The organism is Pelosinus sp. IPA-1, assembly GCF_030269905.1.
Taxonomy (GTDB): domain Bacteria; phylum Bacillota; class Negativicutes; order DSM-13327; family DSM-13327; genus Pelosinus.
On record NZ_BSVC01000009.1, the window covers coordinates 119,483 to 143,281 of the forward strand.

At 41.0% G+C, this 23,799-nt stretch carries 25 protein-coding genes; 4 read left to right on the plus strand and 21 right to left on the minus strand.

Going from position 1 to position 23,799, the window contains the following annotated elements; genetic code table 11:
- Nucleotides 1-18: 18 nt before the first annotated feature.
- The 16 genes from leuB to rpmE form a co-directional block, all read right to left on the minus strand.
- Nucleotides 19-1,089 (minus strand): 3-isopropylmalate dehydrogenase, encoded by a 1,071-nt coding sequence (gene leuB, locus QSJ81_RS20770; protein ID WP_285719264.1) that lies wholly within the window; start codon nt 1,087-1,089, stop codon nt 19-21.
- A gap of 2 nt (nt 1,090-1,091) precedes the next feature.
- A complete protein-coding gene (locus tag QSJ81_RS20775; protein WP_285719265.1) occupies nt 1,092-2,639 on the minus strand; it encodes a 2-isopropylmalate synthase in 1,548 nt (515 codons plus the stop codon).
- A 21-nt stretch (nt 2,640-2,660) separates the two neighbouring features.
- Complete coding sequence (gene ilvC, locus QSJ81_RS20780; RefSeq protein WP_285719266.1) at nt 2,661-3,653, minus strand: ketol-acid reductoisomerase; 993 nt, start codon at nt 3,651-3,653, stop codon at nt 2,661-2,663.
- A gap of 105 nt (nt 3,654-3,758) precedes the next feature.
- Nucleotides 3,759-4,304 (minus strand): acetolactate synthase small subunit, encoded by a 546-nt coding sequence (gene ilvN / locus QSJ81_RS20785; protein ID WP_285719267.1) that lies wholly within the window; start codon nt 4,302-4,304, stop codon nt 3,759-3,761.
- Nucleotides 4,305-4,366: 62 nt separating this feature from the next.
- Entirely contained in the window at nt 4,367-4,807 is a 441-nt protein-coding gene (locus QSJ81_RS20790; RefSeq protein ID WP_285719268.1) for an ACT domain-containing protein, read from the minus strand.
- Between the two features lie 45 nt (nt 4,808-4,852).
- Nucleotides 4,853-6,151, minus strand: coding sequence for a phenylacetate--CoA ligase family protein (locus QSJ81_RS20795; protein ID WP_285719269.1), 1,299 nt, complete (start codon nt 6,149-6,151; stop codon nt 4,853-4,855).
- Nucleotides 6,152-6,649: 498 nt separating this feature from the next.
- On the minus strand, nt 6,650-7,885 hold the full coding sequence (gene glyA, locus QSJ81_RS20800) for a serine hydroxymethyltransferase (protein WP_285719270.1): 1,236 nt from the start codon (nt 7,883-7,885) through the stop codon (nt 6,650-6,652).
- Nucleotides 7,886-7,994: 109 nt separating this feature from the next.
- A complete protein-coding gene (locus QSJ81_RS20805) occupies nt 7,995-8,555 on the minus strand; it encodes a TIGR01440 family protein (RefSeq protein WP_502929674.1) in 561 nt (186 codons plus the stop codon).
- Nucleotides 8,556-8,580: 25 nt separating this feature from the next.
- Nucleotides 8,581-9,018, minus strand: a complete 438-nt coding sequence (gene rpiB, locus QSJ81_RS20810; RefSeq protein ID WP_285719271.1) for a ribose 5-phosphate isomerase B — start codon at nt 9,016-9,018, stop codon at nt 8,581-8,583.
- A 49-nt stretch (nt 9,019-9,067) separates the two neighbouring features.
- The gene (locus QSJ81_RS20815; RefSeq protein WP_285719272.1) at nt 9,068-9,559 is read right to left on the minus strand and encodes a low molecular weight protein arginine phosphatase; all 492 of its coding nucleotides are present in this window, start codon (nt 9,557-9,559) and stop codon (nt 9,068-9,070) included.
- A gap of 58 nt (nt 9,560-9,617) precedes the next feature.
- A complete protein-coding gene (locus QSJ81_RS20820) occupies nt 9,618-10,214 on the minus strand; it encodes a manganese efflux pump MntP (RefSeq protein WP_285719273.1) in 597 nt (198 codons plus the stop codon).
- Between the two features lie 52 nt (nt 10,215-10,266).
- A complete protein-coding gene (locus QSJ81_RS20825) occupies nt 10,267-11,316 on the minus strand; it encodes an L-threonylcarbamoyladenylate synthase (RefSeq protein ID WP_285719274.1) in 1,050 nt (349 codons plus the stop codon).
- Between the two features lie 16 nt (nt 11,317-11,332).
- A complete protein-coding gene (gene prmC, locus QSJ81_RS20830) occupies nt 11,333-12,199 on the minus strand; it encodes a peptide chain release factor N(5)-glutamine methyltransferase (RefSeq protein WP_285719275.1) in 867 nt (288 codons plus the stop codon).
- A gap of 1 nt (nt 12,200) precedes the next feature.
- Nucleotides 12,201-13,268, minus strand: coding sequence for a peptide chain release factor 1 (gene prfA / locus QSJ81_RS20835; RefSeq protein WP_285719276.1), 1,068 nt, complete (start codon nt 13,266-13,268; stop codon nt 12,201-12,203).
- A 94-nt stretch (nt 13,269-13,362) separates the two neighbouring features.
- Complete coding sequence (locus QSJ81_RS20840) at nt 13,363-14,229, minus strand: DUF1385 domain-containing protein (protein ID WP_285719277.1); 867 nt, start codon at nt 14,227-14,229, stop codon at nt 13,363-13,365.
- A gap of 91 nt (nt 14,230-14,320) precedes the next feature.
- Nucleotides 14,321-14,524: a 50S ribosomal protein L31 gene (gene rpmE, locus QSJ81_RS20845; RefSeq protein ID WP_007958807.1), complete on the minus strand. Its 204-nt coding sequence runs from the start codon at nt 14,522-14,524 to the stop codon at nt 14,321-14,323.
- 380 nt (nt 14,525-14,904) lie between these two features.
- Here rpmE and QSJ81_RS20850 point away from each other — a divergent pair, with 380 nt between their 5' ends.
- The 4 genes from QSJ81_RS20850 to QSJ81_RS20865 all read left to right on the plus strand — a co-directional run bounded on the left by QSJ81_RS20850 (nt 14,905) and on the right by QSJ81_RS20865 (nt 18,745).
- Nucleotides 14,905-15,672: a DeoR/GlpR family DNA-binding transcription regulator gene (locus tag QSJ81_RS20850; protein WP_285719278.1), complete on the plus strand. Its 768-nt coding sequence runs from the start codon at nt 14,905-14,907 to the stop codon at nt 15,670-15,672.
- Nucleotides 15,673-15,685: 13 nt separating this feature from the next.
- Complete coding sequence (gene pfkB, locus QSJ81_RS20855; protein WP_285719279.1) at nt 15,686-16,639, plus strand: 1-phosphofructokinase; 954 nt, start codon at nt 15,686-15,688, stop codon at nt 16,637-16,639.
- A 6-nt stretch (nt 16,640-16,645) separates the two neighbouring features.
- Nucleotides 16,646-17,092: a PTS sugar transporter subunit IIA gene (locus tag QSJ81_RS20860; RefSeq protein ID WP_285719280.1), complete on the plus strand. Its 447-nt coding sequence runs from the start codon at nt 16,646-16,648 to the stop codon at nt 17,090-17,092.
- A gap of 270 nt (nt 17,093-17,362) precedes the next feature.
- Entirely contained in the window at nt 17,363-18,745 is a 1,383-nt protein-coding gene (locus tag QSJ81_RS20865) for a PTS fructose transporter subunit IIC (protein ID WP_285719281.1), read from the plus strand.
- Nucleotides 18,746-19,064: 319 nt separating this feature from the next.
- Here QSJ81_RS20865 and pth read toward each other — a convergent pair whose 3' ends face one another.
- The 5 genes from pth to glmU form a co-directional block, all read right to left on the minus strand.
- The gene (gene pth / locus QSJ81_RS20870) at nt 19,065-19,622 is read right to left on the minus strand and encodes an aminoacyl-tRNA hydrolase (protein ID WP_285719282.1); all 558 of its coding nucleotides are present in this window, start codon (nt 19,620-19,622) and stop codon (nt 19,065-19,067) included.
- Nucleotides 19,619-20,446 carry a polysaccharide deacetylase family protein gene (locus QSJ81_RS20875; protein ID WP_285719283.1) on the minus strand — a complete coding sequence of 276 codons (828 nt, stop codon included), beginning with the start codon at nt 20,444-20,446 and terminating at the stop codon, nt 19,619-19,621. Before QSJ81_RS20875 ends, pth begins: the two co-directional genes overlap by 4 nt.
- A complete protein-coding gene (locus tag QSJ81_RS20880) occupies nt 20,439-21,098 on the minus strand; it encodes a GNAT family N-acetyltransferase (RefSeq protein ID WP_285719284.1) in 660 nt (219 codons plus the stop codon). The genes QSJ81_RS20875 and QSJ81_RS20880 overlap by 8 nt, the downstream gene beginning before the upstream one ends.
- Nucleotides 21,099-21,271: 173 nt before the next feature.
- On the minus strand, nt 21,272-22,219 hold the full coding sequence (locus QSJ81_RS20885; RefSeq protein WP_038674063.1) for a ribose-phosphate diphosphokinase: 948 nt from the start codon (nt 22,217-22,219) through the stop codon (nt 21,272-21,274).
- A 104-nt stretch (nt 22,220-22,323) separates the two neighbouring features.
- Nucleotides 22,324-23,685: a bifunctional UDP-N-acetylglucosamine diphosphorylase/glucosamine-1-phosphate N-acetyltransferase GlmU gene (glmU, locus tag QSJ81_RS20890; protein WP_285719285.1), complete on the minus strand. Its 1,362-nt coding sequence runs from the start codon at nt 23,683-23,685 to the stop codon at nt 22,324-22,326.
- Nucleotides 23,686-23,799: the final 114 nt, after the last annotated feature.

Below are 23,799 nucleotides of genomic sequence, written 5' to 3' on the forward strand. Positions count from 1 at the left end.
CCTACATCGAGATATTACCTAAAGTTTTCCTTCAATCAGTCCAGCCATTTCCTCTGTTGTCACCTTTGTCGATCCATGTTTATACAGATCAGCGGTACGATATCCTTCTACCAAAACCTGTTCTACTGCCTGTTCAATTTGATTGGCTGCTTGTTCAGCGCCTAAGGAATAACGAAGAAGCATAGCAGCAGACAAGATAGTACCTACTGGATTGGCTAGGCCTAGGCCTGCAATATCTGGTGCTGATCCATGTATTGGCTCATAAAGTCCCGTACCATCACCAATACTTGCTGATGGCAGCATACCAATCGACCCTGTCAACACTGCAGCTTCATCACTTAAAATGTCACCAAATAAGTTATTGGTTACAATTACATCAAACTGTTTTGGTGCCAAAATCAACTGCATTGCACAGTTATCCACGTATAAATGGCTCAAGCTAACATCCGCAAATGTTTTAGCCGTCTCATTTGCTACCTTCCTCCATAATCTTGAAGAAGCTAACACATTGGCTTTATCTACAGACACCACTTGATTACGACGAAGTTTAGCAGCTTGACAAGCCAATGTGACAATGCGGCGAACCTCAGGGGCACTATAGATTTCAAGATCAGAAGCTTGCTCAACACCATTCACCATTGCAGCTTCATTTTTCGCCCCATAATAAATACCACCATTTAATTCACGTACCAGTAAAATGTCTACACCAGAAATAGCTGCGGCTTTTAACGGCGAGAACTCGATTAAAGCCTCTGATACTTTAATCGGGCGCAAATTAGCATAAAGGCCTAATTCTTTGCGCAATCCTAAAATTGCCTTTTCTGCCCGTATTTCAGGAGGAACACTATCCCACTTTGGACCACCTACAGCCCCTAAAAGAACAGCATCTGCATTTTTAGCTGCTTTAATTGTGCTATCCGGTAAAGGTACACCATACGCATCAATCGCTGCACCACCCGCTAAATGTTTTTCAAAGGTTAGCGTTATATTACTTTTACTTGCTATCTTATTTAATATACGGACAGCTGCCGATGTTATTTCTTCTCCGATGCCATCACCCGGAATGACAACAATATTTTTTTCACTCATAATTATTTACTCCCAACCACCTGCTGCGCCTGAGGATAACCGCATACAGTTAAACGTTTATTAATAGCGTTAATGTAGGCTCTTGCACTAGCCTCGATAACATCTGTACTTAAGCCCCGCCCATTGAAGACAGAACCGTTATATTCTATCCATACCGTGGCTTCCCCTAAGGCATCTTCACCTGCAGTAATGGCCTTTAACTGATAATCCTTCAAACCTACAGCAAACCCAGCAGCTTGTTCTATGGCTTTAAAGATGGCATCTACCGGTCCATCCCCACAGCTTGCTTTTTCTGTAAGACCATTACTGGTCTCTAAGCGTACAGACGCAGTTGCCACATTATCACTGCCGCCGCTTACTACCTGATGAGATACTAAACGATACCAAGCTGGCTGCATAGACGGTTTATCAATAATTAAGGCGGCGATATCCTGATCAAAAACCACTTTCTTCTTATCTGCTAAGTCTTTAAACTTGGCAAATAACACATTAATGGTTTCACTATCAAAATTATAATCCATCTGTTTTAGACGTTCTTCAAAAGCATGCCGGCCAGAATGTTTTCCTAGGACAATGGCGTTGCGACTCATACCGATAACTTCAGGAGAAATAATCTCATAGGTCAAAGCATTGCTCATAACACCGTGTTGATGAATGCCTGATTCATGAGCAAAAGCATTGTCTCCTACCACAGCTTTATTGATCTGTACATCCACGCCAGTCAACGCGCTGACTTGGGTAGAAGCACGATAAATTTGCTTAGTATCAATCCCTGTCGTTACCTTGTAATAATCACGACGGGTATAAAATGCCATGACCAATTCTTCTAAAGCCGCATTACCTGCCCGTTCCCCTAAACCATTGATGGTACATTCCACTTGACTTGCCCCAGCCTGCACTGCTGCTAAGGAATTAGCTACAGCTAATCCCAAGTCATTATGGCAATGAACACTGATATCTACTTTATCAATACCAGGCACATTTTCTCTTAAATAACGAATTAAAGCTCCATATTCATCAGGGGTCGTATAACCAACTGTGTCAGGCACATTAATGACAGTAGCACCTGCAGCAATTGCCTTCCCATATACCTGACAAAGGAATTGCCAGTCCGACCGAGAAGCATCCTCTGCGGAAAATTCGATGTCTTCCATAAATTGCTTGGCATAACGCACAGACTCTTCTGTCATCTCCAGCACCTTATCTCTAGACATCTTTAACTTATATTCCATATGAATATCACTGGTAGCAATAAAAGTATGAATTCGCGGCCGCTCTGCTTTTGCTAAAGACTGCACCACAGCATCGATATCTTTTTTATTCGCCCTCGCCAAACCGGCTATCACAGGCCCCCTAATCATCTCTGCTATTTTACTAACCCCTTTAAAGTCACCTGGGGAGGCAATTGGAAACCCAGCTTCAATGATATCCACTTTTAGCTTAACCAAACTTTGGGCAATTTCCAGCTTTTCATGCATATCCAAACATACGCCAGGCGTCTGCTCACCGTCACGTAGTGTGGTATCAAAAATTTTAATATTTCGTTCCATACCAACACCTCTATCTTGCAATTATTTTTTCAACCAACTCATCATGCCACGCAATTCTTTACCTACTGTTTCAATTTGATGTTCTGCTTCTCTGCGTCTTGTAGCGGTAAATTCCGGACGATTCGCTTGATTTTCCAAAATCCAATTTTTTGCAAATACTCCAGTTTGTATTTCCTTCAGAACTTTTTTCATCTCTAATTTGGTTGCATCGGTTACAATTCGGTTGCCAATCATATAATCGCCATACTCAGCAGTATCACTGATTGAATAACGCATTGCTGCCATACCGCCTTCGTACATTAAGTCTACAATCAGTTTCAGTTCATGCAAACATTCAAAATAAGCAACTTCAGGCTGATAACCAGCTTCCACTAAGGTTTCAAAACCCGCTTTTACGAGTGCAGTAGCACCGCCGCACAGAACAGCTTGCTCGCCAAATAGATCTGTTTCTGTTTCTTCTTGGAAGCTAGTTGTTAATACGCCCGCTCTTGTTCCGCCAACACCCCATGCATAAGCTAAAGATAAGGCTTCAGCTTGACCAGAGGCATCTTGGTATACAGCTTTCAAGCAAGGTACTCCAGCACCTTCTTGGAATACACGACGTACCAAATGACCAGGTCCCTTTGGTGCTACCATAAATACATCCACATCTGCTGGTGGTTTAATTTGATTAAAGTGAATATTAAAACCATGAGCAAAGGCTAAAGCAGCACCCGATTTCAAATTAGGGGCAATCTCTTCCTTATAGATCTTAGCTTGTTTCTCATCAGGAACTAGAATCATAACTACATCCGCAGCAGCTACAGCTCCAGCCACTTCCTTAACTTCTAAACCATCTTTTTGTGCTTTTTCCCAAGACTTACTTCCTTTGTATAAACCAACAATTACTTTAACGCCATTATCATGTAAATTCAAAGCGTGGGCATGCCCTTGGCTGCCATAGCCTATAATAGCTACCGTCTTGTTTGCAATTAATTCTACTACCGCATCTTTGTCATAATACATTTTACTCATCTTCATCATCTCTCCTAAATTTTAATATTATCCTATTTATTTTAAAAACTGCCTCTTCAGTTGCCTATGAGAGGTGGTCTTTACCGCTTTTTAACATTTTTTCGATTACAATTCCGCTGGAGATGTATCAAACAACTCGCTAACTTCACATTTTTCCTTTTCGTAAATACTACAGTCTCCCCGTTGCAAGCCAACAACACCTGCGCGAATCATTTCTATGATTCCGTAAGGCGATAAGGCCGCAATTAGAGCATCCGCATTGGTTTTGCCGCTAGTAATTTCTACAATTAAAGATTGTTCAGATATATCTACGACTTTAGCCCCAAAGGATTCGGCTAACTGCAAGACTTCTAAATTCTTTTCTTTACCTGCTCGCACCTTTATCATAGCCATGTCTCGTACTACCGCGATATTTACTGGTAAAATTTCTACAGCACGTACTTCTACTAACTTTTCTAACTGCTTAACTACCTGCTTAACGATAGCATCGCTACCCTGCATAACAGCAGTAATTCGGGAATATTCCGGTACGTGAGTAGTGCCTACTGCTAAACTTTCAATATTAAATCCACGACGTGAAAACATCCCTGCCACCCGCACCAGTACTCCAGATTGGTTCAATACTAAAATGGATATTGTATGATGCCCCACAACATTCACCTCCGCTTTTGACTATAGACATGGCGTCAATTTCAAACGCAAATCGTAGAACATTACCAATAAAAGTCTGTTTCTTGCTCTTTTTCCTTATGTTGACCTTCCTCGTATTCCCCAAGTAATTGCTGGGCTTCTGCCAACGCATCTACTTTTAGCACAATCCGAGCCCTCTCCGTGCCTACCACAGCAAATGCGTAAAAATATTCAATATTAATACCTGCATTGCTTAGTTTTTCGATTCGATCTAGCAAGCTGCCAGGGCTATCATCTAATACCATGGTTAATACGGGTGTTACTCTTAGAGCAAATTGGGCTTTTCGTAATACTTGTTCTACTTTCTCAGGTTGATTAACAATAAAACGTAAAATTCCAAAGTCTGCTGTTTCTGCCACAGACATAGCTCTAATATTAATGTTATTTTCATGTAAGGTTGCTAATACTTCTGCCAGTGTCCCTGTACGATTTTCTAGAAATACTGATAGTTGCTGAATAATCATACGCTACCTCTCCTTTTCGGATAGTCATAAAACTTACATGTTTTCTTAAATTTGGCGATTGTCAATTACCCTTTTGGCTTTGCCTTCACTTCGTTCTAACGTTTTAGCAGCTACTAAGCGTACCTTAGCTGCTATTTTTAAGACACTCGCTAACTCTGTCTGAATCTTTCGTTCCAACATTTCTAAACGGCGCACTTCATCAGAAAACATAGCTTCCGAAATTTCCACCATGACAGTCAATGTATCCAAATGCCCTTGGCGGTCAACAATCAATTGATAATGAGGTGAGGTTTCCCCTAAGCCAAGCAAAACACTCTCAATCTGAGATGGGAAAACATTGACTCCGCGAATAATCAGCATATCATCACTACGCCCCATTACTTTGCTCATCCGCACAAGCGTGCGTCCACAGCCACAGGGACTACGATCTAGTACTGTTAAATCCCGGGTCCGATAACGAATCATTGGCATGCCCTCTTTACTAATAGTAGTCAATACCAATTCGCCTTTTTGCCCGTCTGCCAGTATCTCTCCAGTCAAAGGATCAATAATTTCTGGATAAAAATGATCCTCATTAATATGAAGTCCCTGCTGCTCGGAACATTCACAGGCAACACCCGGCCCAATAATTTCACTCAATCCGTAAATATCCGTAGCCCTAATATTAAGACTTGCTTCAATTTGATTTCGCATTTTATCTGACCACGGCTCAGCCCCTAATATCCCAACCTTTAGCGCTGTACTTTTTGGATCAATTCCCATCTCATTCATAGTTTCTGCTAGGTGAAGGGCATAGGAAGGAGTGCAAGCCAATGCGGTTGTGCCAAAATCTTTCATTAGAGATATCTGCCTAGCCGTATTTCCACTTGATACAGGAATGACAGAAGCTCCCACTAATTCTGCTCCATAATGTAAACCCAAACCGCCCGTAAATAAGCCATATCCATAAGAGATTTGCACAAAAGATTGCTTACTAACACCTGCTGCTGTTAATGACCTAGCCATAACCTCTGACCACATGCCCAAATCTCTTTTTGTATAACCAACGACTGTAGCTTTACCTGTCGTACCACTAGAGGCGTGAATACGAACAATTTCACTAGGTGGTACCGCGAATAATCCATAAGGATAATTATCTCGCATATCCTGTTTCGTCATAAACGGCAACTTGCTAATATCCGCTAGTGTTGCTATATCTTGAGGCAATAAGCCTTCTTGCTGCATAAGAGCACGATAAAACGGCACTTTTTGATACATATGTTCTACCACATCGCGTAATCTTTTGGCCTGTAATTGTTGCATTTGCTCATGTTCCATGGTTTCAATGGTCTTATTCCAATACATACAAGTCCTCCTTTCGCAAACATTTTCATTTTTAAAGAATTGGATCACTGCAATGACCGCTACAGAAAAACAAAACTGTTTTTTGTAGCTACATGATGTAACATTTTAAGCCATTATACCAGTCATTGCAGAGAAAAAGCAAGAATATTTTACTGTTTTACGGTAAGAAAAATAATACAAAATACGATGATAGAGTTTCAATCCTTGTCTACATAGATAATATTGAGACAACGCATTTGAACCATAAGAACATAGAAGACTAGAGATAATGCAAAATTATTGAAACGCGAAGACGCAAAGAACACGATGCAATAAAAAAATCGACTCCGATGACTCGGAATCGATTTTAACTAGTGCTCTGTATGTATTTTTTATCCGATGACTAAACCGCTCTAAGACTCCCATCTTTTATAAGTGGGAGTTAAGAGCGGCTAAGTCCCTGGATAAGAAGGACTAAGATTCAGATAGCGTTAAAACTCCATCTGAATCAAGTCTTCTTTATGCGTACAATGGGTATTTCTTGCACAGATCAGCAATCATGTTGGCAGCCTTAGCTTTCACTGCATCATCAGCCGAATTCTTCAGTACCATGGCAATAATTTCAGCTACAAGATCCATATCTGCTTCTTTCATCCCACGAGAAGTAATCGCTGCTGTACCAATACGAATGCCGCTGGTAATAAAAGGGCTAGTAGGATCATAAGGAATCGCGTTTTTATTAACAGTAACACCTACCGCATCTAGCACCTTCTCTGCATCTTTGCCTGTCATATTCTGTGGACGCAAATCAACCAGCAACAAGTGATTATCAGTACCGCCAGAAACCAAAGTGAACCCAGCCTTTGACAAACCTGCTGCTAAAGCTGCTGCATTTTTCACAATTTGCTGCTGGTACATTTTAAACTCATCTGTTAATGCCTCTTTGAAAGAAACCGCTTTCGCAGCAATAACATGCATTAATGGCCCACCTTGCATGCCAGGAAATACGGATTTATCAACTTTTGCTGCTAACTCTGCTTTGCACATAATTACGCCGCCACGTGGTCCGCGCAAAGTTTTATGCGTTGTTGTTGTTACAATATCAGCATGCCCGATAGGACTAGGATGCAGCCCTGCCGCTACTAAACCAGCAATATGAGCCATATCTACCATAAATAAGGCTCCTACTTCGCGAGCAATTTGACCCATGCGTTCAAAATCAATAATTCGAGAATAAGCACTTGCACCTGCAACAATCATTTTTGGGCGATGTTTAGCAGCTAGCTCGGCAACTTCATCATAATTAATACGATGGGTTACCTCATCTACACCATAGGGTACAATATTAAAGCATTTACCTGAGATATTAACAGGGCTACCGTGAGTCAAATGTCCGCCATGGGCTAAATTCATTCCCAAGATCGTATCACCCGGCTGTAAAAAAGCAAAATATACTGCCGTATTTGCTTGGGCACCAGAATGAGGCTGTACATTGGCATGTTCTGCACCAAAAAGTTGTTTCACCCTATCAATCGCTAGCTGTTCTACAACATCTACATGTTCACAACCACCATAGTAACGTTTTCCTGGATAGCCTTCCGCATATTTATTTGTTAGCACGGATCCTTGGGCTTCCATAACCGCCTTACTTACAAAATTCTCAGAAGCAATTAGCTCCAACTTATTTTGCTGCCGATGCAATTCTAAATCAATGGCTTTTGCAATTTCCGGATCAAAACTTGATAGCATACTCATGTTTATTCCCCCATATTTATAATTACTCATAAAGAAGACGTGATTCAGATGAGGTTTTAACTCCATCTAAATCTTAGCCGTTCTTAACTCCCACCTATATCTGGGAGTCTTAGAGCGGTTTGGTCATCGGATAAACAGCCCGTGAACCGCCAATTAACTTAGGGCGAGTTCGAGCTGCCGTAACAAACGCATGTCCAATATGTTTCCGGGATAACCGCACAGGTATGGCTACGGCTTTTAAATGCATACCGATTAAGGTACTCCCAATATCAATCCCCGCATGGGCCTTAATATTTTCTACTACAACAGGGTTTTCAAAAACCCTCATCGCCTCAGATGCCAAGGCTCCGCCCGCCTTTGGAACTGGGATTACCATGACAGGTTCTAAACCATAGCGTTCACTGGCTTCTGCTGTTATTACTAGTCCGCGATTTAAATGCTCACAGCACTGTATTGCAAGACACACTCCAAAGGGAGCACACGCCTCCAATAAGCCGCCTAAAATAGCCTTAGCTACTTCGGAAGAGCCAGAAGAACCGATTCTTTCACCAATTACTTCACTTGTACTACAACCTACTACTAGAATTTGCCCTGGAGCGAGTTTTGCGATTTCTAACAATTCAGTAGCAGCCTCTATCGTCTGTGTTCTAGTTGCATCTAGTTCAATCACTGTACTAACCTCCACCAGATCATCTTTAACCTTCTAATGCAGAGATTTTTTCAACTCGCTTCGCGTGGCGACCACCAAGAAATTCCGTATTAAGCCAAGTAGAAACAATCATACGAGCCAAACCTGGACCAATGACTCTTTCCCCCATAGTTAAAACATTGGTATCATTGTGCTCTCTCGTCATTTGGGCTGAAAATACATCGTGACAAAGAGCAGCTCGAATGCCTTTTACTTTATTGGCAGCAATATTTATACCAATACCGGTACCACAAATCAAAATGCCTCTCGTATACTCGCCACTAACTACAACATCACAAACTTTTTTTGCGATATCTGGATAATCAACTGCCTCTGCAGAATAAGTCCCGAAATCTTGAAACTCGATGTTTGCTTCTGTCAGCAAACTCTTAATCTCTTCTTTCAACCGAAAGCCGCCATGGTCACTACCTATCGCTACTAACATTATAAACCTCCAACCTCTTTACAATAAGGTAGCGTGTATAAAACACGCTCTATTCGTCATTTTTCTCTATGCAATCCTTTTTTCCTGCAAGGGTCACTATTTTCTTCCAAGACTTTTCTAGATTTTTTTCTATTTGCTCTGCACACATCTCATAAACAGTAACATTCTCCCCATAAGGATCCATAATATCTCTATCCTCTCCGGCAAACTCTGCCAAGGTATAGACTTTATCTATCGCCTCAGGCATAATTTCAACCACCGCCGCCTTATGACTCGCTGTCATGGTTAAGAGTAAATCAGCAGATTGGATATCCCCAGGGAGAAGGCGATGAGAACGATGACTTAACATATTGATACCACGCCGCCCCATAGCCATTTGAGCTCCCATAGAGGCAGCGCCTTCACCCCATACAGCAACACCAGCAGATGACACAACAATTTGATCCGTTAAGTAATTTTTCTCTATTTTGTCTCTCAGCAATACTTCAGCCATAGGACTACGACAGGTATTGCCCGTGCAAACAATTAAAATTTGCAGCATATCAATCTTTCAACTGCCCTTCTCCATTTAATATTATATCTCATCCGTTACATTTTTATCATAGCACGGTCCACAGCACATGTAATCCTAACAAAATAAGAATCATTCCGCCTAGAAGCTCTACTCTGCCACCAATACATCGCCCCACCTTACGGCCCAAACCCAAGCCTATTAAGGCAATAGTAAAGATTACAATCCCTAAAATGACGCTTAATTTTAACAAATCTACATCCATCATACCCATGCTAAAACCGGCGGCAAATGCATCAATACTCACACTTGTTGCCAATACAATAAGAGAAAAACCTTGCAAGGGGTGTACCTTATTTTTATTTGGAACAGTATCCTCCAGATTTTCCTTAATCATATATATGCCCAACCCAGTTAAAACCAATGCTCCTAAGATACTAGCCCAATTTTCCATTGCAATAAATGAATATTGGCTATGATATGTACCTACCCGCTCAACTATCGCTCCCAAGAAGTGCCCAATATAGTAACCTAGCAATATAAGTACAATGTGAAACAAAGCAAATACAACAGCTGCCCGGAAAACAATCTTACGCCGCATTCGATTCATACCGATAGGAACCGCCACTGAGAACAAATCTGTTCCCAATGCTGCACTTAGCACCAGGATCTCTAAACTACTCACCCAATCCCACCTCCACTTAGAGTATATATATGTGGAGTGCATGGGGGATATGTTATCCGTTCACGATACGATAACCACTTGCTTTGCGAAGACGATTCATAATCGCCAGTCCAAGCCCATCTTCTGGAATACCTTCGGTATAAATTATATCTACAGGATTATCATCGTAACTTCGCAATGCCTTATATAAATTGGCAGCAATTTCATCAATTCTCTTACGACTACCATAAACAAAAGCTACTACTTCTTTCGGTAGCCTAGCTGCTGTTTCTGTCGAAACCACAGCACCTACTTTTTTGCCTTCTGCCAGCGCTGTTTTTACTTCCAGTAGCAGAAGATCTGCCAAATGAGGGTAGGCACCTTCAAATAAAACCATAGGTGCATCTGGAGCGTAATGACTATATTTCATTCCAGGAGACTTAGGTGCAAGTTCAAAACTACCGGCAAGAGTTGGATCAATTTCCACTTCCCCTACTGTTGCCATTAGCATTTCTAAGGTAACCCCCCCCGGTCTTAACAAGGTTGGTACGGGCGTAGTACAATCCACAACAGTTGATTCTACACCAATTTGGCAATTACCAGCATCCACAACAGCATGTATCTTACCCTCAAGGTCATCTAATACAGCCTGGGCACTCGTTGGACTAGGTCGTCCTGAGGTGTTCGCACTAGGAGCTGCAATGGGCGTACCCGCCATAAAAATAAGCTGCCTAGCAACTATGGAGTCCGGCAAACGAATTGCTACCGTTTCTAGCCCCCCTGTAATAATATCAGGCACGATAGCTTTACGCCGCAAGACAACAGTTAGAGGCCCAGGCCAAAAAGCCTCCATTAATACTTTCGCATTTGTTGAAATATGCGTAGCCAATTGATCAACATCCTCACGATTGGCAATATGTAAAATCAAAGGATTATCAGAAGGCCTGCCCTTAGCTGAAAAAATTCCAGCTGCAGCTTTTTCGTCAAGTCCATTAGCCCCTAGTCCGTAGACAGTTTCCGTAGGAAAGGCCACTAGCTTGCCTTGTTTTAAAAGTTCTGCTGCCTTTGATAACACCGCCTTATCAGGATTTTCTTTATCCACAATAAAATATTCAGTATGCATAACTAAAAACCTACCTTTACAGTCCTTCTATCACCACAACCCGATCAATGCCGCCGTAGTCTTTTATAATTTCGCTTACTTTAAAATCCCCGTTTTTTTCTGCCATATCAGCAACAAGCTGAGCTTGCCCAATACCGACTTCCATTGCGATAAAGCCACCAGTTACTAAATGCTTTCTACCTTCTTTTATAATCCGGCGATAAAAATCTAGCCCATCTTGACCGCCATCTAAGGCTAAGTTAGGTTCTTGCCGCACTTCAGGGGTAAGCCCCCGAATATCTGCTTCAGGAATATAAGGAGGATTGGACAAAATAGCAGTAAACTGTTGTCCTTCTACAGGGGTAAACAAATCCCCCTGGCAAAACGTAAGTCTCTCATGCACTTGATGCTTCATTGCATTTCTTTTTGCTACATCGAGAGCCGCTGCTGATATATCAACGGTCGCACCACTTGCTGTAGGTAAGTTTGCGAGCATACTTACACAAATAGCTCCACTCCCTGTACCAATATCCAAAATATGAGGATTATCTAATGTAGAAAGACGTTTCAAAGCCGCTTCTACCAGTATTTCCGTATCTGGTCTAGGAATGAGGACATCGGGTGTGACCTCAAAATCTAAACCCATAAATTCTTTTATCCCAATAATATAAGCGACTGGTAAACGGGCAGCTCTCTTTTTAACAGCTACGCGAAAAGCTGCTAACTCCTTCTCTTCTAAGGGTTGATCAAAATGAACATATAAATAAAGTCGTTCTTTATCTAGAATATGGGAAAGCAGTACTTCCGCATCAAGGCGCGGATTTTCCACGCCTTTATCTAAGAAGTACTGCCTTGTCCAGTTTAAAATTGTCTGAATGGTCCAAATATCTTTCTTATTTTCCATATCATTCACCTTGCTGCATACGTTCACTTTGAGCTGTGGCAATCAAAGCATTAATCACTTCGTCAAGGTCGCCATTAAGAACAAAATCCAATTTATGCAATGTCAAACCAATCCGATGGTCTGTCACCCTTCCTTGAGGGAAATTATAGGTACGAATCCGTTCACTGCGATCCCCTGTACCTACCTGGCTTTTACGAGTTTCCGCCATTTCCGCGTTATGTTCTGCCTCCGCTTTCTCTAGCACCTTAGCTCTGAGTACACGCATTGCCTTATCCTTATTCTTAAGCTGAGACTTTTCATCTTGACACTGAACAACTATGCCTGTCGGTAAATGAACAATTCTAACCGCTGACTCTGTTTTATTGACATGCTGACCGCCGGCACCGCTGGCACAATAGGTATCAATTCGAAGATCGTTTTGATGAATTACTACATCTACTTCCTCAGCTTCAGGTAATACAGCCACTGTAACAGTAGAGGTATGAATACGTCCACTTGATTCTGTGGTGGGAACACGTTGTACACGGTGTACACCACTTTCATATTTCAATCGACTATAAGCACCATCCCCGTGAATTTCAAAGACCACTTCCTTAAAACCACCTAAATCCGGTGCATTGGCATCCAATATTTCGGTGCGCCAACCTTGATTCTCAGCATATCGAGTATACATACGAAATAAATCCCCAGCAAATAGGGCAGCTTCATCGCCACCAGCTCCGCCACGAATTTCAACAATTACACTTTTGTCATCATTAGGATCTTTAGGCAAGAGCAAAATACGCAATTCTTCATTCAGTACTTCATTTTTAGCTTTTAATTCTGCAAGTTCTGCTGACACCATCTGCCGAAAATCATTATCCAATTTATCATTAAGCATTTCAAGAGCATCTGCTATTCCTTGTTGTACCTCTTTATACTCGTGAAATTTTGCTACGATAGGTGTCATTTTAGAATGAGTCTTGGTAAGTTTTTGCCACTCTTCCATATTAGCCATAACTGAAGGGTCGCTAATTAAGTTTTCCAATTCAAGATATTTATCTTCAATGGCCTGCAATTTATCCCGCATGGTCATTCTCCTCTAAATCTATTTTGTATCATAAGCACAAAGAACATACAACACTTTGTTGTTAAAAGATTGTGTCCTTTGTGCTTACCGATAGCTATACTTCTTCTACTGTTCGAACTGCTTCTAAGGCTTTAATAGCCACTTCTAGTTGATCATCACTTGGTTCTCTAGTAGTTAATTTCTGCAATAATAAACCTGGCATAATTGCAACCCGTACCCATGCCGCTTCACTTTTTCCTGCAAAACGAATGATTTCATAAGCAAGACCTGCTACTACCGGCATTAGAATAATACGAGAAACAATGCGGATCCATAACTCTGGCCAGCCTAGAAAAGCGAACATAATGATACTTACAATCATTACAATCAACAAAAAGTTGGTACCACATCTAGGATGCAGCGTGGTATATGTCCGCACATGTTCAACATCCAAGGGTACTCCGGCTTCATAAGCATGAATCGTTTTATGTTCAGCTCCGTGATATTCAAACACTCGCCTAATATCCTTCATCCTAGAAATCGCCGTAATATATACTAGGAAGATCGATAGTCGCAACACGCCTTCCATAAGGTTTAACAATCGTGGATCAGTAATCGCACTATGAATATATTTTGCCGCATAGGTAGGGATAATTACAAATAATACAATGGCTAAGCCAAGAGAAAAAACCATGGTTAGCGCAATTTCCTTATTTGATAATTCTTCCCCTTCTTCACCAGCCGCTTGGGCTGAAAAAGATAGCGCTTTGAGTCCTTGTACTAAAGACTCAACCAAGGCAACGACACCTCTTAGCATCGGTTTTTTCAAAATGGGATACCGGTCATTAACAGGTGTAAAAGGTTCCTTTTTGATGATGATCTCACCTGAAGGCTCCCTGACGGCAGTTGCAATCATGCCAGGACCACGCATCATTACACCCTCAATGACTGCTTGCCCACCAATACTTACTTTCGGTTTCATGGTATCCCCTCCTTTATTTTATAAGAAAAGGGCTTATATCTTTGCTACAGATATAAATGTAGCAGAGCATTTCTGCTCTGCTACCCCGTTTTTAGGCCTGTTGACCGTAACGTTTATTGAATTTCTCAATACGTCCACCGGCAGTTATATTACGTTGCTGACCAGTAAAGAACGGATGGCATTTTGAGCACACATCAATACGTAATTCTTTCTTAATAGAACCAGTTACAAAAGTGTTGCCACAACCACACATTACTTTTGATTCACCATAATTAGGATGAATTTTATCTTTCATTTATTGCACCTCACTTTAAAGCCGCTTACTTGCTTTTCACCACATTATTATAGCATACCAGCTTATGCTAAGCAATATTGTTTTTTCTTTATAAATTATAAATATTTGTAAATTATAAGATAAGACTTGTCTTATGCCAAGTTCTCGGACGCAGATAGAAGCCTTAGTCGTTCTTACTTGGAATCAAGAAAGTGTTATACTTTCTGATTCCGTAAAATGAGAACTATTAAATGATAAAACCTAAGTAACCTAGTTATTTTTTGATTTTTGATTATTTCTGTTCGTTTGTGATTGACTTTCTCATCTCCCCCTCTTATAATGATCACAAATGAACATTTACAGAGTAAACTGAAAATACAGTTTACTTTAGGAGGGCATATATGTTTGCTGAAGAACGGCGTAATAAGATTATACAATTTATAAATGCAGGCCAGCCTGTTAAGGTAATTGAGCTTAGTTCTTTATTTACAGTATCAGAAGCTACCATACGCCGCGACTTACAAGAACTTGAAAATTTAGGTCTTGTTCAGCGGACACATGGAGGTGCTGTTTCTGTCCAATTAGGTTCTGAACTCAGCTTTCAAGATCGCGAAGTATTCCTTTTAAATGAAAAAAGAGACATTGCCGCTACAGCTGCCAGCATGGTTCATGACGGTGAAACTATTTTATTAGATGCGGGTACAACCACCCGTGAAATTGCCCGGGCATTATGCGGCAGAAAGTTAACGGTTGTCACTAACAGCATGGATGTTGCTTTCGTTTTTGCCGAGGAACCAGATATTGAGGTACTTTTATTAGGCGGTACATGGAGAAAATCCATTAATTCTCTCGTAGGTCCGCTAACGAATGCGATGCTTAAACTTTTCTGCTTTGATAAAGTATTTCTTGCTGCTAACGCCATTGACTGTACTTTAGGCGCAACTACTCACCACCTAGCAGAAGCTGAAACTAAGAGGGCTATGCTCCAAGCTGGTAAAACTACTATATTAGTAGCTGATCATTCTAAGTTTGATAAGAAAACCTTTACTCAAATTTGCAGTTTAGACGAATTATCTATGATTATCACTGACAATGGCATTAATAAGGACACTCTGGATATTATAAATAACTACACCCAAGTTGTTATCGCTGAATCCACTACATTATAAAGGAGTGAATGTTTTGAATCAAAATATTATAACACCTATCGTTACTGTCACTTTTAATCCAGCTCTCGACCGTACATTGCACTTACAAAACTTCACTTTGGGAGAAGTCAATCGAGTCGATAACGAACGTACCGATCCCGGCGGCAAAGGAATCAATGTGGCCAAAGTGATAAAGGCCCTCGATTATCCAGTACTTGTCACAGGATTCTTAGGCAAGAAAAATGCTTGTTCTTTTCAAGAGTATTTTGATCAAGAAAATATACACAACCATTTTGTGGAAGTAAAGGGAGAAAATCGTGTAAACATTAAAATTGTTGATACTACAACTGATGTAGTCAGCGAATTAAATTTCCCTGGTATTTCACCAACGATAGCAGATTTAGATAATTTACAAACTACGCTACGTCAACTTGCTGCCAAACATAAATGGTTCGTATTATCCGGCAGTTTGCCACCCACAATACCAACTGATACCTATGCCAACTTTATTGAAATTTTACATCAATATGATTGCAAAGTAATCCTAGATACTAGTGGGCCAGCATTAGTTGCCGGCATTGCCGCCCGCCCCTTTGCAGTTAAGCCAAATTTGCCCGAACTTAGCCAATTAATGAATTCGCCCATGGATTCAGATGAGGAAATTCTTGGCGCCATACAATATCTATTAAACCAAGGCATCGCTAAAGTAGCCATTTCCCTTGGCGAAAAAGGCTCTTTAGTCGCTGACAACAATCAAATCTTAAGAGCTATAGCCCCTAATGTACCTGTTAGTAGTACAGTTGGAGCAGGCGATGCTTTTGTAGCTGGTTTTAGTGTAGGGCAAGCGCGTAACCTATCCCTTACTGATAGCATAAAGCTAGCATCAGCCGCCGCAGGTGCAGCCGTTACGCTCCCCGGTACACAAGCTGCTTCTTTGACAGACGTTAATAAACTATTAAGCCAAATTGAAATACAAAAGTGGAGGTAATTTAAAATGAATATTCAAGATTTATTATCAGCAACAAGAGTGAAATTTAACCTAGAGGCCAGCAACAAAGAAGACGTTATTAATGAGTTGATTGAAATTCTCCATGCCGATGGCAAACTTACGGACAAAGCTAAGTATAAAGAGGCAGTCTTACGCCGCGAGAAAGAATTTTCTACAGGAATCGGTATGGGCATTGCAATTCCTCATGCTAAAGATAGTAGTGTTAAGGAGGCTGCTCTGACTTTTGGGATATCGAGAGCTGGCATTGATTATGAAGCACTAGACGGAACCGCTGCTCATTTATTTTTTCTGATTGCCGTTCCTGCAGATTCTAATGATGTCCATCTTAAAGTGTTATCTTATATTTCCCGCAAGCTGATGCATCAAGAAGTAAGAGATAAATTACTATCCGCTGCAACCTACGAAGATGTATTAGCAGCATTTGAAGCATAAGAAACAACGAAGATTTTTGAGTTGCAAGGACTGGAGGACACTTTAGATTACTTTTTATCCGATGACTAAACCGCTCTAAGACTCCCATCTTTTATAAGTGGGAGTTAAGAGCGGCTAAGTCCCTGGATAAGAAGGGCTAAGATTCAGATGGAGTTAAAACTCCTCTGAATCAAGTCTTCTTTATATCTATTGATCGCAATAGTCCTTGTGATTCATAAAACATACCCTTTCTGTATTACAGAAAAGCAAAATAAGAGGAGGGTTTTTATCATGAAATTATTAGCAATTACGTCATGTCCTGCCGGGATCGCCCATACCTATATGGCAGCTGAATCCTTGCAAATGAATGCAAAAGCAATGGGAATTGAAATGAAAGTGGAGACCAGAGGTTCTGTAGGTGTTGAAAACGAAATCACTCCCGAAGATATCAAAGGGGCCCACGCTATTATTATTGCTGCTGATACACAAGTCGATAGAGAACGTTTTCGTTCGATTCCTATTATTGATGCGTCTGTACAAGAAGCTATAAAAGACCCCAAGGGGTTAATCGAAAAAGCCACTAATGCTAAAAAAACAACAGACTTTATTGAAGCAGTAGAAACTTCCAAAGAAGCACAAAAAAGCAAAAGAAGCGGCCCCTACAAACATCTCATGAATGGCGTATCCTATATGATCCCACTAGTAGCTGCTGGAGGTTTAATTATTGCCCTTTCCTTTGTTTTTGGCATTGAAGCCTTTAAAGAAAAGGGAACCTTAGCGGCTGCCTTAATGGATATTGGTGGTGGTTCTGCCTTCGCTCTTATGGTCCCCTTACTTGCTGGTTTTATTGCTCATTCTATTGCTGACCGTCCTGGTTTAGTCCCTGGTCTTGTTGGTGGTATGTTAGCTGCAAAAATTGGTTCTGGATTCCTGGGTGGTATTATTGCCGGTTTCCTTGCTGGTTATATTGCCTTATGGATCAAGACTTATGTGAAATTACCTAGAAATCTAGAAGGTTTAAAACCCGTACTCATTATTCCTTTCTTATCCACCTTGCTCATTGGTCTTTTAATGATTTATGTTATTGGAACACCTGTAAAAGCGATTATGGATGCTATGACTGAAACATTAAAAGGTATGACTTCTGCTAATGCAGGCTTTTTAGGACTTATCCTTGGTGCTATGATGGCTTTTGACATGGGCGGTCCGATCAATAAGGCTGCATATACCTTCGGCGTTGGATTATTAGGTAGTAATGTTTTTGAACCAATGGCAGCGATTATGGCTGCAGGCATGACCCCCCCTTTAGGTTTAGCACTTGCTACATTCCTAGCCAAGAACAAGTTTACCCCTGAAGAACGAGAAGCTGGTAAAGCTGCTTCTGTAATGGGTATTTCTTTTATTACTGAAGGCGCTATACCATTTGCCGCTGCCGATCCACTTCGTGTTATTCCCTCTATTGTAATCGGTTCAGCTATTACTGGCGCATTGTCAATGATATTTAATTGTGCTTTAAGAGCTCCTCATGGCGGCATTTTTGTTTTGCTGATTCCAAATGCGGTAAGCAATGTAGGTATGTATGTTGTGTCCATCGCCATCGGAACCGTCATCACTGCATTCCTGGTTACTATGCTAAAAAAAAGTGAAGCAACAACGAATACAACAAAAGGATAATGTTTATACGAAAAACACTTTGCGTCCTTTTAGTCTACGGATCAAGCGACGGGTCCATGTTATTATAAGCGTAAGTCAAGTAACACGGTGAAGCGCTAATAATATGGACTCGAAGCGACCTACAAACAACAACAAAACTTATACTTTCTGGTACTATAAGAAAAGACTTGGCTTGCGCCAAGTCTTCGGACGCAGGCAGAAGCCTTAGTCGTTCTTACTTGGAATCAAGAGAGTGTTATACTTTCTGATTCCGTAAAAAAAAACTAAGATGCAGCTAGAGTTTCAACTCCAGCTGCATCTTAGTTTTTCTATTTAGTAATCACTTGTTATGCAGATTCATCGCTTTGTTCATACCTTGTGTGATAATCGACTCCACCGCTTCAGCCGCTTTATCGATTGCCTCTACAAGCAGGGGCTGCTCTTCTACTGTAAAGCGACTAAGGACATAGTCTACAACCTGCCACCCTGTTGGCGGACGACCAATTCCAATTCGAACACGGGGAAAGGAATCGTTAGCTAAATGAGTTAGTAAGGATTCAATTCCTCGATGACCTCCAGACCCGCCTTTCATTCTAAGACGCAAACGACCAGTAGGCAAATCCATATCGTCAAAGATAACAATAACATCTTCCGGAGTAACTTTGTACCATCGAGCCAGCTCACCTACTGCTACACCGCTTAGATTCATATAGGTCTGAGGCTTCACTAAGAGCACTGGCTCCTCTTTGCGATGTTCCACAATTAATGCTTCCTTACGATTCTTCCAATTACTAACGCCCCAGCGCCGTGCTAATTCATCAATCACCATAAAGCCGACATTGTGGCGTGTAGCACTATATTCTTGCCCCGGATTACCGAGACCTACTACAATCTTCACCCTTTACTGTCCTCCATTTTTGTTAAAATCTCGTCAACTGTTACAAATTTATACCCTTGCGCTAACAGGGTTTGAATAATACGCCTAGTAGCTTCTACCGTTTGCGCCCTTGAGGCCTGAGACGCGATACCATCCCCATCATGCAGCAGAATAATAGAGCCATTCTTCACCTTACTTACCGTACGGTCTACAATCTCTTCAACCCCCGGATTGGTCCAATCCCGACTCATGACTGACCACTCCACAACTTTTAAGCTTCGCTCCGCCATCACTTCTAGTACAACAGGATCGCGGAAACCATGTGGTGGCCTTACTAGATGGGGTGCAGAACCAACGGCGGCTGCAATAACCTGACTCGTGGAGTCAATTTCACCAACAACTACCTTCCGATCCGCTTTTAATAAATCGATGTGATGGTAGGTATGGTTTCCTAATTGATGTCCCTCGGAAGCAATACGACTTACCAACTCAGGATGTTTTTTAACATTTTCTCCAATAACAAAGAAGGTAGCAGGTACATGAAATTCCTTTAATACATCTAATACCTGCTCCGTATAGGGGGGATAAGGCCCATCATCAAAGGTGAGGGCCACCACTTTTTGTGTAGTTCTTACCTCGGTAAAAACTCTGCCAAAAAACTCGTTTTCCGGTAATACGGCACTAAGTGTTAAAAAAATCCCCGCTGTAATTCCAAGAACAGCCAACCACATCCCTGTACGTATAGGTTTTGTGGCAACATTACGATAATCTAATACCAAACCAACCAATACGATAATTGTCAGTAACCCTAACATACTAATCAATCGTATTTTTATATCAAACATGATCGTGCTCCATTTCCTTGTACATAATCATCCACTTACCTTGTGAATCTGCCGTATAACCTGCAAACACGAAATTCCACTTTTCGTATAATCGAATGGCTACTTTATTTGAGGGCCTTACTTCTAAGCGCACTCGATTGATTCTTTTTTTCGAAAAATACTTTATTGCATTTTCTAATAGTAAATTGGCTACCCCTTGACCTCTAGCCTCTTCTGCAACAGCAATGGATAAAATCCTGCCTTTTGCTGGCTTACTAGGGGTAACGGCTGAGTAAAAAAAAGCCACTTTATTCATTATAATGATTTTAACTGGATGTAAACCAAAGCCATATTTCCCAGATATCCATCGCCAGGCCCATTTTAGCAAATGACCTTCCCATATTGCCCGCAGCCACAAATTTGATAATTCAGTAGGAGCAAAACAATAGCCTATCACCTTACCTGTTACATCTCGGGCCACAATTGCAGCCTCAGGCTCTGCCTGATAGACTAAGGTAAATACATCCTGCATTGCCTGAGGTTCTGGCAAAACTCCACCACAATGATGGAGCACGCTTTCAATGAAACTCTCTGTAAATAATGATGCAATTTGAGGTATATCAGCAATTGTCGCTTTTCCTATGCTAATTTCTCCATTTTTTATCCTCACCATTACCATCACCAACCTTATTGGGATTATACCATATGATTCTCAGAGAAAAAATAAGAACTGCCAAGATTACATTAAAGAATTTTATACGCTGTCAGAGATGACTTTAGATTCTATTATATATAGTAAGTAAAAAAAAGGACGCAATATGCGCGCCCTTTCTATTTTTATATAGCTTACTCATCAAACATTCTACTAACTGGAAGCTCACCAAAAATTCTAAGTATGGCTTCACCTAAAAGAGGTGCAATGGATAATACCTTAATTTTATCACATTCTTTTTCTGCAGGCAGAGGAATCGTGTTGGTAATAACTAATTCTTTAATAACAGATGCCTTAATGCGGGCTACAGCTGGATCACTTAATACAGCATGAGTACAGCAAGCATATACTTCTTTTGCACCAAATTTTATTAATGCATTGGCACCTTCTGTTAAAGAACCAGCCGTATCAACGATATCATCAATCATAACGGCTGTTCTGCCCTCTACATTACCGATAAGATTCATAACTTCTGCAACACCAGGCATAGGACGACGTTTTTCAATGATAGCAATTGGCGCATGCAGCCTATCGGCCAATTGTCTAGCGCGAGTTACACCGCCTAAATCTGGAGACACCACAATCAAATCATCCAAATTCTTAGAACGAACGTAATCTGCTAACAAAGGTACTCCAGGCATATGATCCACTGGGATATCAAAAAACCCTTGAATTTGACCAGCATGCAAATCGACTGTAAGGACACGGGCAACACCAGCTGTTGTCAATAAGTCTGCAATCAATTTAGCAGATATAGGTTCCCTGCCTCGAGTTTTACGATCTTGCCGTGCATAAGCATAATAAGGAACTACGGCCGTAATTGTACGTGCAGAAGCCCGCTTTGCAGCATCAACCATAATTAAAAGCTCCATCATGCTGTCATTTACGGGATTACAAGTAGGCTGCACTATAAATACATCCTTACCGCGCACACTTTCATCAATGATGACTTGCGTTTCTCCGTTGTTAAAATGCCCAACAAAAGCATTCCCCATAGTAAGACCCAAATGGTCAGCAATCTCTTTAGCCAACCCTGGATTGGCATTACCGGAAAAAATCCGCAACCTCTTCATATCTTCCATTGTAAAACGTTACCTCCTGATTATGCTTTTTTCTTACGAAATCAATTTATATTAAAAGAGAAAATCTTTCTCCTATGCTAACTTTTGTTATCTTTCATGTCACCTTACTTTTTTGCAGCCCAACCATCAATATTGCTTTGACGTGCTCTAGCCACACCTAAAGACTCTGATGGTACATTCTTGGTAATAGTCGAGCCTGCAGCCACGTAAGCACCTTTACCGACGGTAACAGGAGCCACTAAATTAGTATTACAACCAATAAAAGCACCATCCTCAATAATGGTCCGACTTTTGTTCTTACCATCATAATTCACAGTTATGGTGCCTGATCCAATATTTACTTTTTCCCCCATATCTGTGTCGCCAATGTAACTTAAATGAGGAATTTTGCTACCTATACCAACTTGAGAATTTTTCACTTCAACAAAATTTCCAACTTTAACCTTATCAGCTAGCACCGTTTTCGGACGTAAATGAACATATGGGCCAACAATTACATCATTACCTACTTTACATTCATGGGCATAGCTAAAATGCAAGGTAGTATTATCGCCAATAATACTCTCTTGGATACGACTATTGGGTCCTATTTGACAGTTACCGCCAATTGTAGTGTTACCTTCAATCCAAGTAAATGGATAAACTATGGAGTCTGGACCAATCGTTACTTCCTGGTCAATAAAAGTGCTATCGATATCCATAATGGTAACGCCAGCATCCATTAGTTCTGCTAACTTACGCTTTCTGACTATTTTCTCCGCTTCAGCTAATTGCATACGCGAGTTAATTCCTAATGTGTCTTGATAGTCATCCACTTTAACCGCCCATACTTTAGAATGAGCCGTTGCCAAAATTCCAATAACATCAGTTAAGTAATATTCACCTTGCATATTATTGCAGTTTGTATTTTGCAGTGCCTCAAATAAAGCAGCTCGCTCAAAACAATAGATACCTGTATTTACTTCGTTGACTGCTAACTCTCTACTATTAGCATCTTTTTGTTCTACAATCTTTAAGACTTGTCCGCTGGCATCACGAATGACACGTCCATAACCTGTCGGATTTGGCATATGAGCCGTCAACACTGTTGCGGATGCCCCAACCGCTTTGTGCTCAGTAAAAAGTTTTTCTAAGGTTTTTCCCCTTAGCAGTGGTGTATCGCCACATAACACCATTACCGTTCCATCAAAGTCTTTTAAAAACTCAGCCGCCTGCATAACCGCGTGGCCTGTTCCTAATTGTTCCGCCTGAACGACGAATTCAGCCTGTTTTCCTAAAGTACCTTCCACACATTCTGCGCCAAAACCAACAACTACAACTTTTTTCTTGGCTCCTGCTACATCTGCTGCATCAAGTACATGCTGCACCATTGGCTTGCCACCAATTTTATGTAACACTTTGGGTAAGGTTGACTTCATCCGTGTACCTTTGCCTGCCGCCAAAATTACCGCCAGTAAATCAGACATTAACCTTCCTCCATTCGACCAAAATCCATATTCTCACTAAGGATAACAATGTATTCAAATCCCCAAACTTCTTTACTTTTCGACATCAAAGACAACATTCCTGCCTATAAAATA

Excerpts from the sequence above, each read along its gene's own strand:
- leuB (WP_285719264.1), bottom strand. The coding sequence starts at position 1,089 with ATGAGTGAAAAAAATATTGTTGTCATTCCGGGTGATGGCATCGGAGAA.
- QSJ81_RS20775 (WP_285719265.1), bottom strand. The coding sequence starts at position 2,639 with ATGGAACGAAATATTAAAATTTTTGATACCACACTACGTGACGGTGAG.
- ilvC (WP_285719266.1), bottom strand. The coding sequence starts at position 3,653 with ATGAGTAAAATGTATTATGACAAAGATGCGGTAGTAGAATTAATTGCA.
- QSJ81_RS20790 (WP_285719268.1), bottom strand. The coding sequence starts at position 4,807 with ATGATTATTCAGCAACTATCAGTATTTCTAGAAAATCGTACAGGGACA.
- QSJ81_RS20795 (WP_285719269.1), bottom strand. The coding sequence starts at position 6,151 with ATGTATTGGAATAAGACCATTGAAACCATGGAACATGAGCAAATGCAA.
- glyA (WP_285719270.1), bottom strand. The coding sequence starts at position 7,885 with ATGAGTATGCTATCAAGTTTTGATCCGGAAATTGCAAAAGCCATTGAT.
- rpiB (WP_285719271.1), bottom strand. The coding sequence starts at position 9,018 with ATGTTAGTAGCGATAGGTAGTGACCATGGCGGCTTTCGGTTGAAAGAA.
- QSJ81_RS20815 (WP_285719272.1), bottom strand. The coding sequence starts at position 9,559 with ATGCTGCAAATTTTAATTGTTTGCACGGGCAATACCTGTCGTAGTCCT.
- QSJ81_RS20825 (WP_285719274.1), bottom strand. The coding sequence starts at position 11,316 with ATGCATACTGAATATTTTATTGTGGATAAAGAAAATCCTGATAAGGCG.
- prmC (WP_285719275.1), bottom strand. The coding sequence starts at position 12,199 with ATGGAAAATAAGAAAGATATTTGGACCATTCAGACAATTTTAAACTGG.
- prfA (WP_285719276.1), bottom strand. The coding sequence starts at position 13,268 with ATGCGGGATAAATTGCAGGCCATTGAAGATAAATATCTTGAATTGGAA.
- QSJ81_RS20840 (WP_285719277.1), bottom strand. The coding sequence starts at position 14,229 with ATGAAACCGAAAGTAAGTATTGGTGGGCAAGCAGTCATTGAGGGTGTA.
- rpmE (WP_007958807.1), bottom strand. The coding sequence starts at position 14,524 with ATGAAAGATAAAATTCATCCTAATTATGGTGAATCAAAAGTAATGTGT.
- QSJ81_RS20850 (WP_285719278.1), top strand. The coding sequence starts at position 14,905 with ATGTTTGCTGAAGAACGGCGTAATAAGATTATACAATTTATAAATGCA.
- QSJ81_RS20860 (WP_285719280.1), top strand. The coding sequence starts at position 16,646 with ATGAATATTCAAGATTTATTATCAGCAACAAGAGTGAAATTTAACCTA.
- QSJ81_RS20865 (WP_285719281.1), top strand. The coding sequence starts at position 17,363 with ATGAAATTATTAGCAATTACGTCATGTCCTGCCGGGATCGCCCATACC.
- QSJ81_RS20875 (WP_285719283.1), bottom strand. The coding sequence starts at position 20,446 with ATGTTTGATATAAAAATACGATTGATTAGTATGTTAGGGTTACTGACA.
- QSJ81_RS20880 (WP_285719284.1), bottom strand. The coding sequence starts at position 21,098 with ATGGTGAGGATAAAAAATGGAGAAATTAGCATAGGAAAAGCGACAATT.
- QSJ81_RS20885 (WP_038674063.1), bottom strand. The coding sequence starts at position 22,219 with ATGGAAGATATGAAGAGGTTGCGGATTTTTTCCGGTAATGCCAATCCA.
- glmU (WP_285719285.1), bottom strand. The coding sequence starts at position 23,685 with ATGTCTGATTTACTGGCGGTAATTTTGGCGGCAGGCAAAGGTACACGG.